This is a genomic window from Streptomyces sp. NBC_01210 (genome assembly GCF_036010325.1).
GTDB lineage: Bacteria > Actinomycetota > Actinomycetes > Streptomycetales > Streptomycetaceae > Streptomyces.
Genome location: NZ_CP108549.1, coordinates 250,413 through 265,904, shown reverse-complemented (window position 1 = coordinate 265,904; position 15,492 = coordinate 250,413). Strand labels below are relative to the sequence as shown.

The window sequence follows — 15,492 nt, the reverse complement described above, 5'->3', positions numbered from 1 at the left end:
TGACATGTTATTATCCAGGTCCAAGGAATCCACGCTGGACGCTGTCATCGTCGGGGCCGGCATCGTCGGTGCGAGCTGCGCGTATTACACGAGCTGCGCAGGCCTCAAAGTCGCCGTGGGTTGACAGCGGTCCGGTGGCGGGCGGCACCACCGGCGCGGGCGAAGGCAATCTGCTCGTCTCCGACAAGGAGCCAGGGGCGGAGCTCGATCTCGCGTTGCTGTCCATTCGCCTCTGGCGAGAGCTCGCGGAGCTCCTCCCGTCAAAAGATTGAGTACGAACCCAAAGGCGGTCTCGTCGTCGCACCCGACGAGCGGGCCCTGGAGCGCCTGCGCACTTTCGTGCAGGGGCAGCTCCGGGCGGGCGTCGAGGCGTACGAGATCGCGGCCGACCGCCTCCGGGAGCTTGACCACACCTGACACACGGACTCGCGGGAGGATTCCACTATCCGCAGGACGCCCAGGTCCAGCCCGCCCTCGCCGCCGCCCATCTGCTGAGCACGGCGAGGGCTCTCGGTGCCACGGTACATCTGGGGGCGGAGGTCGTGGACGTCCTGCGCGGCCCGTCCTGCGATGTCCGGGGCGTTCGTACGACCCGAGGCGACTTCCTCGCCCCTGCGGTGGTCAACGCGGCAGGGACGTGGAGCGGCGAGGTGGCCGCCATGGCCGGCGCATCGTTGCCCATGATGCCGCGCCGCGGATTCGTCCTGGTCACGGAGCCGCTGCCGAGGGTCGTTCGACACAAGGTCTACGCTGCCGACTACACCTCCGATGTCGCCAGTGACTCAGCGACTCTTCAGTCGTCCGCCGTGGTGGAGGGCACCCCCGCAGGGCCTGTCCTCATCGGCGCTAGCCGCGAGCGCGTCGGTTTCGACCGGTCGCTGTCCACCGAGGCGCTGCGCCGCCTCGCCGGGCAAGCGTTGGCACTCTTTCCCGTCCTGTCGAACGTACGGGTACTGCGCGCCTATCACGGCTTCCGGCCGTACCTCCCCGATCACCTCCCTGCGGTAGGCCCCGATCCTCGTGTGCCCGGACTTCACCACGCGTGCGGGCACGAGGGAGCAGGCATCGGTCTTGCGCCGGCCACTGGAATGCTCATCGCCGCCGTGCTGCGGGGCGAACCGCCCGTCCTGGAACTGAAGCAGTTCCAACCTGATCGATTCGAGTAGGAGAGGAGAACACAGTGGCCACAACCCCCACTTCCCTGGTTCGGGCGCAGCCCGAGCGCCCGTTCGAGATTTTCCTCGACGGGCGGCCTCTCACCGCGTTGCCCGGGCAGAGCGTCGCCGCCGCTCTTTGGTCCGCCGGCATCCTTGCCTGGCGCACGACTCGACATGGCGGCAGTCCCCGTGGCGCTTTCTGCGGTGTCGGCGCCTGCTTTGACTGCCTGGCCACCATCAACGGCCTCCCCGGACAGCGGGCCTGTCTGGTACCCGCCCGGCCCGGAGATCTGATCACGACTCAGGAGGGCACCGGCCGTGGGGACCTCAGCGTGTGAGCTTGCTGTCGTAGGGGCGGGACCTGCCGGCCTCGCGGCTGCCGTGACGGCAGCCGACCTGGGCCTTCGTGTGGTGCTGATCGATGCGAGGGAGCGGCCCGGCGGGCAGTACTATCGCCATCCCGCACCCGGACTGGGCGCTACCAGGCCGGAAGCGCTGCACCGCGGCTGGCCAGACTTCGTGGGCGCAGCCAACGCCTCGAAATGCATCGGCAGACCGGTGCCATCAGGTACCTGCCGGAATGCCATGTGTGGGCGATCGTGCGTGGGAGCGGCGGTCCCTACTGGCAGCTGCATGCCGTCGTCGGAGCAGACGAGGCTCAAGCGATCGTCCGTGCGCACGCGGTATTGCTCGCCACCGGTGCGCACGAGCGTCAACTGCCTTTCACGGGCTGGACCTTGCCCGGCGTCGTCGGCGCGGGGGGCGCACAGGCGATGCTGAAGTCGAGTCTGGTGCTGCCCGGGAAGCGGATCGTCGTGGCGGGCAGCGTGCCCGCTGCTCCTCGCTGTCGCAGGTTCTCTCGCCTCCGCGGGCGCGCGGGTGCCGGTCGTGGTGGAAGCGGCCTCCTACACCGGGTACGCCCGGCAGCTGTCCTCGCTTCTGCGCAACCCTGGCAAGCTCGTCGAGGGCGTCGTGCACGGCACGAGCATGCTGCGGCACTCGGTGCGCTTGCTGAGCCGCCATGCCGTCGTGCGAGCAGAGGGCGAGGACCGCGTCGAGTCCGTCACTCTCGCACGACTGGACCGCGACTGGCGCCCCGTCTCCGGCACCGAGCGCACTCTTTCCTGCGATGCGCTCGCTGTCGGGCATGGTCTGGTCCCGCAACTGGAATTGGCCATAGGGCTCGGCTGTGCCACACGCCGCGCCGCGGACGCGACGCTCGCTCTCGACCTCGACGAGGACGGGCGTACGTCGGAGTCAAGGGTGTGGGCCGCGGGGGAGAACGGAGGCGTAGGTGGGGCCACCCTGGCTCTGGCCGAGGGAGAGCTGGCGGCCCATTCCGTGGCCCATGAGCTGCGAGTGGCTCCCCATCGTGGCCACCATCCCGCTCTCGTACGGCGAAGGGAACGGCTGAGGGCATTCACCGACGCAATGGCGGCCGTTCATCGGCCGGGTCCCGGGTGGACCCATTGGATGGATGACGCCACCGACGTCTGCCGGTGCGAAGAGGTATCGGCCGGTCGTGTCCGTCAGGCCGTCACGGTGCTCGGCGCCAGGGATGCCCGCAGCGTAAAGCTTCTGACACGAGCAGGCATGGGCTGGTGTCAGGGGCGGATGTGTGCGCACGCTGTTGCCGCCCTGGCCGGGCAAGAGCCGGCGGAAGAGAGGCGTCCGCTGTCGTGTCCGGTGCGCCTCGGACACCTGTCTCAGCTTCTGACCGACTGAACAGCCGGGGCGCGTGCAGGCGTGGTTGTATTCCGTGGCAGAGGCGATATAAAATGTCACACCTCACAAGGGAGTTGATGATGAGTGTTTCCCCCCGTACTCGTCCCTGGCGTGGCATCATGGTCGCCACCACTCTGCCGATGCGCGACGGGCTGAGCATCGACTACGACGCCTACGCCGAGCATGTCGCCTGGCTGATCGACAACGGCTGTGACGGCGTAGTGCCCAACGGGTCGCTCGGTGAGTATCAGACCCTCACCGACGACGAACGCGCCCGTGTCGTCATCACAGCGGTCGAGGCAGCAGGCGACGGGGAACGGGTGATGCCCGGCGTGGGCGCCTACGGCAGCGCCGAGTCCCGCCACTGGGCCGAGCAGGCAGCGCAAGCCGGCGCCGGCTCGGTCCTCCTTCTTCCACCCAACGCCTTCCGGGCCGAGGATGACGCCGTCGCCGCCCACTATGCCGAGGTGGCGCGCGTAGGGCTGCCCGTCGTCGCCTACAACAACCCCATCGACACCAAGGTCGACCTCACCCCCCCTCTCCTGGCACGCCTCTACAACGACGGCAGCATCGTCGCGGTGAAGGAGTTCAGCGGCGACGTCCGCCGGGCGCACGAGATCGCCGAACTCGCACCCGGGCTCGACCTTCTGGTCGGAGCGGACGACGTCCTGCTCGAACTCGCGCTGGCGGGCGCGGTGGGCTGGATCGCCGGGTATCCCAACGCGCTTCCCGCCACCTGTGCGACGCTCTACGACGCTGCTATGAGCGGGGACCTGGAAAAAGCCCTGCCGCTCTACAAGTCGCTCCACTCCCTGTTGCGCTGGGACTCGCGGACCGAGTTCGTCCAGGCGATCAAGTACTCCATGGACATCGTCGGGCGCCCCGGTGGCCCGACCCGGCCGCCGCGCTTCCCCCAGTCGGAGGAGCAACGGTCCGCTGTCCGCGCCGCCACGGAGAAGGCCCTGGCCGAAGGTCTGCGGTAGGAGATCGGAAGCCCACAGGGAAGGGGAATCCATGCGAACTTCCCGCATCTACCGTGCGGTGGACTCGCGCACCGAAGGTATGCGCACGCGGGTGATCACCGATGGATTCGGCGTCATCCCCGGTGCCACCTTGGCTTAACGCAGGCAGCACTTCATCGAGCATCTCGACCAGGCACGCACGCTGCTGATGTACGATCCGCGCGGCCGTCAGCCATGAGTGGTGCCATCCTTCAGCCGCCCACGCGGCCCGGATGCCGACCACGGGGTGCTGTACATAGAGGTTTCCGGGTTGGTGCCGATGTGCGGGCACGGGACGATCGGCGTGGCCACAGTTCTCGTCGACCGCGGAAGGGCGCTGGTCACCCAGCCGGTCACCACGGTCAGGCTCGACACGTCGGTGGGCCTCGTGTGCGTGGACGTGCAGGTCGAGAACGGCGTGGCGAAGGCCGCCACGTTACCTCGTCGCTCCATGCTCGGACGCCACCCGTTCCCGCCACGCGATGGCCATCCACCCTGGTTGGTTCGACCGCTCACCCTGCGGGACCGGTACCAGCGCCCGCATGGCTGTGCTGCATGCCAGAGGCGAACTGCCCATCGGCAAGGACGTCGTCAATGAGTCCTTCATCGGAGCGCAATTCACGGGACTGCTCGTCGAGGAGACCCCGTCGGCGGCCTGTCCGCCGTGGTTCCCACGGTGACAGGCCGCGCGTGGATCACGGGAACCGCGCAGTACTTCCTGGATCCGTCGGACCCCTTCCCCGCAGGATTCCTGCTGTGACGGGGTAGGAAACGATCAGTACGCTGTCGGCGTGAACCGAAGGGCCTGGGTGACCGCCACAGTCTTTGTGCGGTGGCGGGCGTTTGTGTGCGCTCCTGGGCCGCGACTCACAGGCAGACGGATGTTGGGAGAAAGCAGTCCGCACTCACATGAACACGTGCGAGTCCGGCAACGCACCTGGTCGAGCGTGTCTTGCGCTCCATCCGTCACTTCCTTGCACGACGTCAGCCTCATCGCGCAACGTGACATAGTATGCACTGGGAGCGGGAACTTTTTCGGAGGCATGGCAATGGGACAGCTGAAGCGTCACCACCTGATCACGACCCAGGAGCGGCTGCGCGACCAGGTGGCATATGCCCTGCGCGCTGCTCTGGTCGCCGGTGAGCTGCGGCCCGGCAATGTCTATTCGGCACCAGGGCTCGCAGCTGATTTCGGGATCTCGGCCACGCCAGTGCGTGAGGCGATGCTGGATCTCGCCCGCGAGGGTCTGGTCGAACCTGTGCGCAACAAGGGCTTCCGGATCACCGAGTTCAGTGAGCGGGACCTCGATCAGTACACCGAACTGCGGGCACTGATCGAGGTTCCGACGGTTGGACGCATCACCGAGACGGCCACCCGCGAGGAGCTCGAGAAACTGCGGCCGCTCGCGGAGGAGATCGTGACCCACGCGCGCGAGCACAACCTCATCGGCTATCTCGACGCGGACCGGCGTTTCCACCTTGCCCTCCTCGGTCTGGCCAAGAATCAACGGCTGGTCGAGACCGTGGAGGATCTCCGCAAGCGCTCCCGGCTGTACGGGCTCAGTGGGCTCGATGAGCAGGGGCGGCTCATCTCTTCGGCGCACGAGCACATTGAGCTGCTCGACCTCATGGTGGCCGGCAGTCGACAGTCCGCTGAGGACTGCATGACCCGCCACCTGGGACACGTTCGCTCGCTGTGGGCGAAGGGCGAGGAGCCCCGACCCAGGGCGGTGCTGGGTAGGCGATAGGTCGCCGGATGGGTCGATGCGGCACGCCGGCGAGTCTGCGTGCCGCTCAGGCATGCACTGACGACGGAGCCCGCGCTCACGGAGATGAACGCGCATGCCTTGACCGACGCGCGTCAGGCCTCCGGAGTGCGTGGTAAGCATCAGGGCGTAGTCACGTTTCCATAACGGGTGAATGAAGTGCTTGCAGTACAATGTCACATTACTATGCTATGTGGCACTCACTCTTACCCTCGGTTCGCCACTACTAGCCCGCTGGAGTACTCACATGAACAAACGCATGCAACTCGCCATCGCAGCCGCGGTGGCCGCTCTCGGAGTCGGCGCTTCTGGCTGTTCCTCGCCGGGAAGGTCGACTGAAACGGGTGGGAAGAATCCGGCCACGGCCAATGAGGGAAGGGTCGTTGGTGGTACGCCCGTTAAGGGCGGCACCCTGACCGTGCTGTCCCACGCCGATTACGTTCACCTTGATCCGACCCGCAATTGGATCATGCCGGATATGGGCTTCGGTATCCGCACGCTCTACCGCACACTCGTCACCTTCAAGGCTGAGCCCGGTAAGTCCGGCAGTGAGATCGTCCCCGATCTCGCCACCGATCTCGGCACACCGAGCAATGGCGGCAGGACCTGGAAGTTCACTCTGAGGGAGGGCGTGAAGTACGAGGACGGCACGCCCGTCACTGCCCAGGACATCAAGTACGGCGTCGAGCGATCTTTCTCGAGCGAACTCAGTGGTGGTGCCGACTACGCCGTGCGCTACCTCGCCGGCACCAAGGGCTATACCGGCCCTCTGAACGGCAAGCACCTCGACTCGATCAAAACCCCGGACGCTCGCACGGTCATCTTCGAACTGAACCGGCCTGTGGCGGATTTCGCCTACACGACCACACTTCCGACGTTCGCTCCGGTGCCCCAGAATAAGGAGGCCGGAGCGAAGTACGACGAACATCCCTTCTCCTCCGGTCCGTACAAGGTCCAGTCATACGAGCGCAAGAAGAGGCTCGTTCTCGTGCGCAATGAGCACTGGGCCGCCGAGACCGATTCGGTCCGCAAGGCGTATCCCGAGAAGATCGTCGTTGTGATGGGTGGCGAACGCTCCCAGATCGACGACCGGATGCTGGCGAGCAGCGGCGCCGACGCATCTGCCGTCCCCGGAGGAGGCGTGGACCCCGCGAGCGTGTCCAAGGTACTTGGCAACGCCGATGCGGCGAAGCGGCTGGTGTCCGAGAAGGGCGCCTGCGTCAGAATGCTTGCCCTCAACACCTCCCGGGCACCTTTCAACGACCCGAAGGTCCGGCAGGCCATGCAATGGGCCGTCGACAAGGAAGCACTGGTAACTGCCGACGGCGGACCGGCTCTCAGCGAGACCGCCACTTCCTACCTGCCTGCCGCCCTGACCGGTGGTACACCGCAGGACCCCCTGAAGATCCCCCCGTCGGGCGACGCTCAGAAGGCCAAGGATCTCCTCGCCGCAGCAGGAAAGAAGGACGGCCTCGCCGTCAAGATCACTGTTGCTGAGAGCAGCAAGGCCATGGCCGTTGCCCTGCAGAACAGTCTCGCCAAGGCCGGGGTCAAGGTCACCATCGACCCGGTCTCCGACGACGGCTACTACGGGGCCGTCGGCAACACCAGGACAGCGCCGGAGATGCTCTTCGCCGGCTTCTGCCCTGACTACCCCTCCGGGTCCACCATGCTTCCCCCCGTGTTCGGCGGCAGCGCGATCAAAGAAACCGGCAACATCAGCAACTTCTCGCAGTTTGACGACAAGGCAACCAACGATCGGATCGACGAGATCAGTGCCATGGCCGACGCCCAGAAGGCGGCCAAGGCGTGGATAGGGCTCGACGCGGAGATCCTCGCCAAGTCCCCGGCCGTTCCTCTGACCACACGCCGATCGTCTCTGCTCGTGGGCAGCAACATCGCCGGCGCCGTCGGCCACCCCATCTGGGGTGGACTCGACTTCGGGACGATCGGTCTCAAGGACCGCTCGAAGCAGACCGGCTGAGGGCCGGCGCTCATGACGACATCCGTCGTTCCGACGACCGTTTCCTCAGCAGCCGGGCCGGTCGGCGTTCCCCCGGGCAGCAGCCCTTGGCAGCTCGCCCGGCGAGAAGTGCGGCGCCGTCCCTCCGTACAGATCAGCTTGGCCGCCGTCGGTCTACTGGTCCTCATGGCCGCCACCGCTCCGTTGCTGAGCGCGGTGTGCGGCTGGTCACCCGACACTTTTGACAAGACGGCCATCGACCCCTACCTCGGCGGTCTGCCGCTTGGGCCCTTCGGCGGGATCAGCTCTGAACACTGGCTCGGAGTCGAACCCGGCACGGGACGTGATCTGTTCGCCCGCGTCGTACACGGCTCCCAGGTCTCCCTCCTCATCGCCTTCGTCGCGACCGCCGTCGTGGTGGTGGTGGGCACCGCCTCAGGCATCGCCGCCGGCTACTTCGGTGGCCTCACCGACGCGGTGCTCAGCCGGCTGATGGACCTCACGATGTCCTTCCCCTCACTGATCTTCATGATCGCAATGATGTCTGTGGCAAAGGACGTCAACCGGATCCTGCTGATGACTGCCATCATCGGACTCTTCGGCTGGCCCGGCATCGCACGGGTGGTCCGTGGCCAGACCCTCTCGCTCAAACACCGGGAGTATGTCGACGCCGCTCGCGTCGGCGGCTCGGGCCCCTGGCGCATCCTTCGTCGCGACATCCTCCCGGGAGTCTCGGGGCCAGTCATCGCCTACACCACTTTGATGATCCCAGGGATGATCAGCACCGAGGCTGCCCTGAGCTATCTGGGCGTGGGGGTCAGGCCTCCGACCGCCTCCTGGGGCCAGATGATCGCCGAGAGCGTGAAGTACTACGACACAGATCCGATGTACTTCGTCATACCCAGCACATTCCTCTTCCTCGCCGTTCTCGCCTTCACCTTGCTGGGGGACGCATTGAGGGACGTCCTCGACCCGAGGGGCGGGCGCACATGATCGTCTATCTCGCCCGCAGATTGGTCGCAGCGGCGTGCGTCCTGTTCGCTATCGCGGCCGTCTCCTTCGTCATCTTCCATGTGATGCCCGCCGACCCTGCAGTCTCGGCCTGCGGAAAGACCTGCAGCCCGGAACGTCTGGAGGCGGTTCGCATCCACCTGGGCCTGGACCAACCTCTGTGGCGGCAGTTCACCGACTTCCTCACAGGCATATTCACCGGGCGGACCGTCGGCACCGGTCAGTACGCAGTGGTCTGCGACTTCCCCTGCTTCGGCTACTCGTACGAGACCAGCCAGCCCGTATGGGATGTGCTCCTCGAACGCCTTCCGGTCTCCGCCTCCTTGGCGTTCGGCGCGGCGGCGTTGTGGCTGATCATCGGTCTCTCCGCCGGAGTCGTCGCCGCTCTGCGCAAGGACACACTCACCGACAGGACGCTGATGGTCGGTGCGGTGGCCGCCGGCTCGCTGCCCATCTACTTCACTGCTGTGATGCTCATCCACGGCGTGATCAAGGTTGCCGGCCTACTGAACTACCCCGAATACCACGCGCTCACCGACGACCCAAGCGGATGGGCCTCGAGTCTCCTCCTGCCGTGGATCGCACTCGCGCTGGTGTTCGCGGCCATGTATGCCAGGCAGAGCCGCGGTTCGATGATCGAGGCGATGGCCGAACCATACATCCGCACCGCCCGCGCCAAGGGCATGCCAGAACGTACCGTTGTCGTGAAGCACGGTCTGCGCTCCGGATTGACCCCCATCCTGACCATCTTCGGGATGGACCTCGGCGGACTGCTTGCTGGAGCGGTGATCACCGAGTCGCTTTTCAATCTGCCGGGTGTAGGCAAGCTCTTCTACGAAGCGCTGGGCTCCTCCAATCAGCCAGTCGTCCTCGGTGTCACACTCTTCGCCGCTTTCTTCATCGTGATGGCCAACCTTGCCGTCGACCTGCTGTACGCCGTCGTCGATCCGAGAGTGAGGTACTGATGGCTCCGCTGCTCGAAGTGCGGGACCTGCAGGTCACGTTCAACACGAATGACGGGCCCGCCCGGGTCGTCGACTCCCTCGGCTTCACCGTGGAGGCCGGCCGCACCCTCGGTATCGTCGGAGAATCCGGCTCGGGGAAGTCCGTGACATCGCTTGCCGTCATGGGGCTTCACCGCGGCGCTCAGGTGACCGGCTCCATCGTCCTGGACGGCACGGAACTCATCGGCATGCGCGAGGCGAGACTGGCCCGCCTTCGTGGCCGCCGAATGGCGATGATCTTCCAGGACCCGCTGTCCAGCCTCCATCCCTGCTACACGATCGGCGAACAGGTCGCCGAGCACGTCCGTGTCCACCTCCGCTGCCGCAGGGCTGAAGCACGCCGCAGGGCGGTCGACATGCTCGGGGAGGTGGGCATCCCGGAACCGGCCCGCCGAGCGAGGGACTACCCACATCAATTCTCCGGCGGTATGCGGCAGCGCGCCATGATCGCCATGGCGCTTGCCTGCGAGCCCGAACTGCTCATCGCCGATGAACCCACGACCGCGCTGGACGTGACCGTCCAGGCACAGATCCTGGAACTCATCGCTCGGCTCCAGGTGCAACGCGGCCTCGGGGTCATCATGATCACCCACGATCTGGGGGTGGTCGCCCGCGTCGCCCACGAGGTCCTCGTGATGTACGGCGGCCGGGCAGCCGAACAGGCACCGGTGCACACCCTGTTCGCCAGGCCCGCACATCCCTACACACGCGGATTGCTGGACTCTCTTCCTCGTCTCGACGACGCCGACGACGAGCCGCTGAGGTCCATTCCAGGCACCCCTCCCTCGTTGCTGACCGCGACCGCAGGTTGTGCGTTCGAGCCGCGCTGTGCGCGTGCGGCGGCGGCGACGGAGACGGAGCGGGAGCGCTGCCGTATCGAACGCCCCGCATTCGCTTCAGTCGCCGGCACCAGCCAGACATCGGCCTGCCATTTCGTTCCACCGGGCCGGCGGACGGCACAGCGGGTTATAGCGACGGAGGATGCGTGATGACCGAGAAAGAATTGCTGTCCGTGCGCAACCTCACCATGGCCTTCCCTGGCCGCCGCGGCCGCACGGGCCGCAAGGGCGCGCCCATCAAGGCCGTCGACGGCATCGACTTCGACGTGTCGCGGGGTGAGACTCTAGGCCTCGTCGGAGAATCGGGCTGTGGGAAGTCCACCACCGGGCGGATGATCGTTCGCCTGCTCGAACCCACCGCCGGTTCGGTTGTTTTCGAGGGCAAGGACATCAGCCATCTTCCCCCGAGCGAGATGCGGCCGCTTCGCAAGCACCTCCAGATGGTGTTTCAAGACCCTCACTCCTCTCTCAATCCCCGCCAGGCAGTGAGCCGGATCATCGCCGACCCGTTGCTTGTCCAGGGCTGGTCCGAGAGCGATGCCCGGCGCAAAGCCGTGGAGCTGATGGAACTGGTGGGCCTGATCCCCGAGCACAGGGACCGCTATCCGCACGAGTTCTCGGGCGGGCAGGCTCAGCGCATCGGGATCGCGCGGTCGCTGGCGACCAGCCCGCGGCTCGTGATTGCCGATGAGCCGGTCTCCGCCCTCGATGTGTCGGTCCAGGCGCAGATCGTCAATCTGATGGAGAAGCTCCGAAAGGAGCTGGGACTGGCTTATGTTTTCATCGCGCACGACCTGGCAGTGGTCAAGCGGGTGTGCGACCGGGTCGCGGTGATGTACCTCGGGCGGATCGTCGAGATCGGCGACAAGCACGAACTGTACGGGGACGCGGCGCACCCCTACACCAGGGCACTTCTGTCGGCCGTCCCGGTGCCCGACCCGGCGGGCGAGCGCATGCGCGAACGGATCACGCTGATGGGTGACCCGCCCAGTCCCGCCGCCCCGCCGCCGGGATGCGCCTTCCATCCTCGGTGTCCCAAGGCGCAGGACATCTGCCGGGCCGAACGGCCATTCCTGCGCATCGTGAGTCCGGGGGAATCTCGACAGGTCGCCTGTCACTTTCCTGGCGACTGACCCTTGGTTCACTACCTCGACGGCGGTGGACGCCGGAGCCCGACAGGGGCCCCTGTCCAAGTTGCCTCAGCGCAACTGATGTGCCGACCGGAAGGCGGCAGCGCCGGCGATCCGGTGCTGCCGCCTTGTCCCTGACCACGGGTTGTGGCCTTTACGGCCGACGAGCGATGACTCCTGGCAGCCGGATCAACGGCTCACTCTGATGACATGCGCAGCGCGCCTCGAATGAAATCGAGTTCGAGAACGGCCAGCCGTTCGGCCGTGCCGTCCGGGGTCATGTGACTGACTCCGGGGAGGGCGAGGAATTGGTGGGGTCGGCCGGCCTCGGTGAGCGCTTGCGACAGCCTCAGGCTGTGTGAAGGATGAACATTGTCATCCGCTAGCCCATGGATCAGCAACAACGGACGGTCAAGCAGGTGCGCGTCGCGTAGCAGGCAATCCTCCTCGTAGCCGGCGGGATTGTCCTGAGGCAGCCCGAGATAGCGCTCGGTGTAGGCGGTGTCGTAGTGCCGGAAATCGGTGGGCGGCGCGCCTGCCACGCCCGCGTGGAATACGTCCGGGCGGCGCAGTACGGCGAGTGCGGCCAGGTAGCCCCCGTACGACCAGCCGCGCACGCCCACTCGGTTCAGATCGAGGTCCGCATGCTTCGCGGCGAGCGCGCGGAGTGCCGCCACCTGGTCCTCCAGCGTCACCGCGGAGAACCCACGGTGAACCGCGTGGGTGAAGGCGGGTGAAACGTAGGGCGTGCCGCGATTGTCCACGGTGACGACGGCGAAGCCCTGATCTGCCCACCATTGGCGGTGCTGCCACCGGTGTGGCTCGCTCGCCACGGCCTGACCAAGAGGCCCGCCGTACACGTCGAGGAGCACGGGCAGGCGCTGTCCCGTCACATGGGATCGGGGAAAGACGACAGCTGCCGGCACACCATGTTCGGTCACCTGCGAGAGCAGAGGTGACACGCGGTACGGCAGGGGAACCGACCGGTCCCGCAGCCGGAAGGAGCCGCCGTCCGCGGTGAGTACGGTCCGGCGTACTGTGTCCGGACCCGCTGATGTCAGCAATACGGTTCCGCCTGAGGCGAGGACGGAGTGCACGCCGGGACCACGGGACAGTGGGCGGACCGTTCCGCTGTCGGGGTCGACCAGCAGCACGTGCTGGTGAGCGGGATGGCCATCGCCTGCCTCGACAAGCAGTTGGCCGTCGTGCATACCGGCGAACCGCCGCACCTGAAGCCCCTCTCTGGTGAGCAGCCGCCCGTCGATTGCAAGTGACCTCGTCGTGTCCCCGGGAGAGTTCTTGGCCGTGAGCAGTCGTCCGTCCGGCAGTCGTGAGGGCGTGCCAGGAACCGGATCCACCCAGAGCGGATGTGTGGTCCGGGACAGCGTGCGGCTGCGGCCGGAGGCGGGATCGGCGGAGAGAAGGTGCACCTGTTGCTGCAGTCGGTCCTGGACAGTGAGCAGTATTTCGTCAGGAGATGCCCACGCGGCGTCCGATACATAGGGGAAGGTCTGTGCGTCCCACTCCAGGCGTACCGGTTCCGCATCTGTCCGGAGCACCCACATCTGGACATCCGCATTGGGGCCGCCGGCCTGCGGATACGCGAAGTCCGCGGAGGCTAGTTCGGGATGGGCCGGATCGGTGAAGTACCGGCGGGGCAGCGCGGACTCGTCCACCCGTGCAGCGAGCAAGCTCGCCCCGTCGGGCGACCACCAGTGGCCGCGGGTACGGCCCAGCTCCTCGGCGGCGGCGAACTCCGCGATGCCCCAGCGTGCTCCGTCCGCAGGGCTGATCCGGCCGCCAGGGGCGAGGTGCAAGGCGTCGTCGGCGACATAGGCTATGCCGCTCCCGTCGAAGGTGGGCCGTGGGTCGAAGGCGGGTCCCGCGACGGGCACTTCGACCACTTCCGGAGCTGAGCGGGGGGTGGTGCTCGCCCGGAACAGACGCCCGTCGAGGGTGAACACGGCGCTGCTGCCGTCTCCGCAGAGCGCATACGAACCGATGCCCGGTGCCCAAAGACGCAGCCGCTCCCGCAGCTGGCGTTCGACCGTGGGTAGCCTGCGGGGGTGTTCGTCCAGCCCCGGTATCAGAGCGCGGGGTTCAGCGATGAGCCGTTCCTCATTCGTCGACGTATCAAGGGCCCAGAGCTGCTCTACGGGGTCGGTGGCGTTGCGGGCACGCAGGAAGCACAGCAGCCGCCCGTCCGCGCCGAAGCACATGGCTCGCGGCGCACCGCGGGTGAACCGCCCGGTTCGGGCGGAGATCTCGAGGAAAAGGTCCATGGTCATGAGGGAATGGTGGCCAGAAAACTCCTCCCCTCTCCACATGTGTGACATGTGAAATTGCACACAGGATATCGTGATTTCCGCGTCGCGGCGCCCTGGTTTGTTGCTTGGAGTCTTGGCAGGCGCCCCGGCCTCGGGACGCATGCCGCGGGCCCGCGCGCATCGGATCAGCCCTCCAGGAGGGCGCCCATCCATGCTTCAATCCCAGCCACGTCCCGCGGCAGTGCCCCGGACATCAGCCGTGCCCCGTCGGAGGTGATCACCAGGTCGTCCTCGATCCGGATACCGATGCCGCGCAGTTCTCGTGGCAGCGTCTCGTCGTCCGGCTGAAGGTAGAGTCCCGGTTCGACGGTGAGGACCTGGCCCTCTTGAAGAATGCCGTCCAGGTAGGTTTCGGCGCGAGCCTGGGCGCAGTCGTGGACATCGAGGCCGAGCATGTGCCCGCTGCTGCACAGGGTGTAGCGGCGGTACACGCCGCTCTCCTCGGACAGTGCTTCGTCGGCCGAGATCCGAAGGATGCCCCAGTCGGCGAGGCCCTCGGCAATGACTCGCATCCCCGCCCGATGGAAGTCGCGGAAACTGGCGCCGGGTTTGAGTGCAGCCATGCCGGCGTCCTGCGCCACCAGAACCAGTTCGTACAGCTCCCGTTGAACGGGGGAGAAGGTGCCGGACAGCGGCAATGTGCGCGTGATGTCGGCGGTGTAGAGGGTGTCGGTCTCCACCCCCGCGTCGAGCAGTAGCAGGTGAGATGGGTCGAGCGCGTCGTCATTGCGAATCCAGTGCAGCACGCAGGCGTTTGCTCCGGACGCAACGATGGTGTGGTATCCGGTGCCGTTCCCCTCGGCGCGGGCGCGCCTGTCGAAAGTGCCCTCGACCCAACGTTCCCCTCGGTGGTGCCGCAGCGCATGCGGCAGGGCGCGAACGGCGTCCTCAAAACCGGCGACGGTGTGGTTCACTGCCAGTTGCAGTTGCCCGATCTCCCACTCGTCCTTCACCAGACGCAACTCCGATAGCGCGGAGGCCAGTTCAGCGTCCTTGGAGGCGTCGCGTCCCGGTGGAAGTGCGCCGAGGTCGTGCAGGTGCTCGCAGCGTATGCCCGTCAGCTGCTCGGCTTCGGCAAGGTCGGGGCGGCGGCCGACCCAGAACTCTCCATATCGTCGGTCGCGGTAGAACTCATCCCCTGTCCGCGCAGAGCGTGGGCGCAGATACAGCACGGCCTCGTGTCCTGTCGGCGCCGACGGCTCCATGACGAGAACGTGGCCGGGCTGGTCTTCGCCGGTGAGGCCGGTCAGCCAGGCGTACGCGCTGTGCGGACGGAAGCGGTAGTCGCAGTCATTGGAACGGACGGCGAGTTGCCCGGCGGGGATGATCAAACGCTCTCCGGGGAACCGTGCCGACAGCCGGGCTCGGCGGGCAGGGGTTACGGGCGCGGCGGGAACGGCGGCATCCGGAGGTAGTGGCGTGGGGGCCCAGCCCGTGGCCATGAAGGCATCCAGCGCCGCGGACACGGGGAGATCGTGGCTGCCGGTGTTGAGCCGGGAGGGCGACGCATTCATGTGGGCTCCCTGGTAGACGAGTTGACAACGTAGCGACCTCGGGCGGGGGGTGTCT

10 protein-coding genes and 3 pseudogenes are annotated in these 15,492 nt (G+C 66.8%); 11 read left to right on the top strand and 2 right to left on the bottom strand.

Annotation, left to right across the window (positions count from 1 at the left end):
• The first annotated feature begins 4 nt into the window (after positions 1 to 4).
• From OG735_RS01085 to OG735_RS01035, 11 genes and pseudogenes are all read left to right on the top strand, one after another.
• Positions 5 to 1,166 (top strand): annotated as a pseudogene (locus OG735_RS01085) (NAD(P)/FAD-dependent oxidoreductase).
• Positions 1,167 to 1,180: 14 nt separating this feature from the next.
• On the top strand, positions 1,181 to 1,495 hold the full coding sequence (locus tag OG735_RS01080; RefSeq protein ID WP_327321245.1) for a (2Fe-2S)-binding protein: 315 nt from the start codon (positions 1,181 to 1,183) through the stop codon (positions 1,493 to 1,495).
• Positions 1,476 to 2,882: pseudogene (locus OG735_RS01075) on the top strand (FAD/NAD(P)-dependent oxidoreductase). The gene OG735_RS01080 and the pseudogene OG735_RS01075 overlap by 20 nt, the downstream one beginning before the upstream one ends.
• A gap of 80 nt (positions 2,883 to 2,962) precedes the next feature.
• Positions 2,963 to 3,865, top strand: a complete 903-nt coding sequence (locus OG735_RS01070) for a dihydrodipicolinate synthase family protein (protein WP_327321244.1) — start codon at positions 2,963 to 2,965, stop codon at positions 3,863 to 3,865.
• Positions 3,866 to 3,896: 31 nt separating this feature from the next.
• Positions 3,897 to 4,643: pseudogene (locus OG735_RS01065) on the top strand (proline racemase family protein).
• Positions 4,644 to 4,932: 289 nt separating this feature from the next.
• Positions 4,933 to 5,631, top strand: coding sequence for a GntR family transcriptional regulator (locus OG735_RS01060; protein WP_327321243.1), 699 nt, complete (start codon positions 4,933 to 4,935; stop codon positions 5,629 to 5,631).
• 265 nt (positions 5,632 to 5,896) lie between these two features.
• Positions 5,897 to 7,633, top strand: a complete 1,737-nt coding sequence (locus OG735_RS01055) for an ABC transporter substrate-binding protein (RefSeq protein ID WP_327328170.1) — start codon at positions 5,897 to 5,899, stop codon at positions 7,631 to 7,633.
• Between the two features lie 12 nt (positions 7,634 to 7,645).
• A complete protein-coding gene (locus OG735_RS01050; protein ID WP_327321242.1) occupies positions 7,646 to 8,605 on the top strand; it encodes an ABC transporter permease in 960 nt (319 codons plus the stop codon).
• The gene (locus tag OG735_RS01045; protein WP_327321241.1) at positions 8,602 to 9,588 is read left to right on the top strand and encodes an ABC transporter permease; all 987 of its coding nucleotides are present in this window, start codon (positions 8,602 to 8,604) and stop codon (positions 9,586 to 9,588) included. Before OG735_RS01050 ends, OG735_RS01045 begins: the two co-directional genes overlap by 4 nt.
• Positions 9,588 to 10,616 (top strand): ABC transporter ATP-binding protein, encoded by a 1,029-nt coding sequence (locus OG735_RS01040; protein WP_327321240.1) that lies wholly within the window; start codon positions 9,588 to 9,590, stop codon positions 10,614 to 10,616. The genes OG735_RS01045 and OG735_RS01040 overlap by 1 nt, the downstream gene beginning before the upstream one ends.
• Complete coding sequence (locus OG735_RS01035) at positions 10,616 to 11,599, top strand: ABC transporter ATP-binding protein (protein WP_327321239.1); 984 nt, start codon at positions 10,616 to 10,618, stop codon at positions 11,597 to 11,599. Before OG735_RS01040 ends, OG735_RS01035 begins: the two co-directional genes overlap by 1 nt.
• A gap of 194 nt (positions 11,600 to 11,793) precedes the next feature.
• On the opposite strand, the gene OG735_RS01030 is transcribed toward OG735_RS01035, so the two are convergent.
• Positions 11,794 to 13,884, bottom strand: a complete 2,091-nt coding sequence (locus OG735_RS01030; RefSeq protein WP_327321238.1) for a S9 family peptidase — start codon at positions 13,882 to 13,884, stop codon at positions 11,794 to 11,796.
• Positions 13,885 to 14,048: 164 nt separating this feature from the next.
• A complete protein-coding gene (locus OG735_RS01025; RefSeq protein WP_327321237.1) occupies positions 14,049 to 15,437 on the bottom strand; it encodes an aminopeptidase P family protein in 1,389 nt (462 codons plus the stop codon).
• Positions 15,438 to 15,492 lie beyond the last annotated feature (55 nt).

Excerpts from the sequence above, each read along its gene's own strand:
- OG735_RS01070 (WP_327321244.1), top strand. The coding sequence starts at position 2,963 with ATGAGTGTTTCCCCCCGTACTCGTCCCTGGCGTGGCATCATGGTCGCC.
- OG735_RS01060 (WP_327321243.1), top strand. The coding sequence starts at position 4,933 with ATGGGACAGCTGAAGCGTCACCACCTGATCACGACCCAGGAGCGGCTG.
- OG735_RS01055 (WP_327328170.1), top strand. The coding sequence starts at position 5,897 with ATGAACAAACGCATGCAACTCGCCATCGCAGCCGCGGTGGCCGCTCTC.
- OG735_RS01050 (WP_327321242.1), top strand. The coding sequence starts at position 7,646 with ATGACGACATCCGTCGTTCCGACGACCGTTTCCTCAGCAGCCGGGCCG.
- OG735_RS01045 (WP_327321241.1), top strand. The coding sequence starts at position 8,602 with ATGATCGTCTATCTCGCCCGCAGATTGGTCGCAGCGGCGTGCGTCCTG.
- OG735_RS01040 (WP_327321240.1), top strand. The coding sequence starts at position 9,588 with ATGGCTCCGCTGCTCGAAGTGCGGGACCTGCAGGTCACGTTCAACACG.
- OG735_RS01035 (WP_327321239.1), top strand. The coding sequence starts at position 10,616 with ATGACCGAGAAAGAATTGCTGTCCGTGCGCAACCTCACCATGGCCTTC.
- OG735_RS01030 (WP_327321238.1), bottom strand. The coding sequence starts at position 13,884 with ATGACCATGGACCTTTTCCTCGAGATCTCCGCCCGAACCGGGCGGTTC.
- OG735_RS01025 (WP_327321237.1), bottom strand. The coding sequence starts at position 15,437 with ATGAATGCGTCGCCCTCCCGGCTCAACACCGGCAGCCACGATCTCCCC.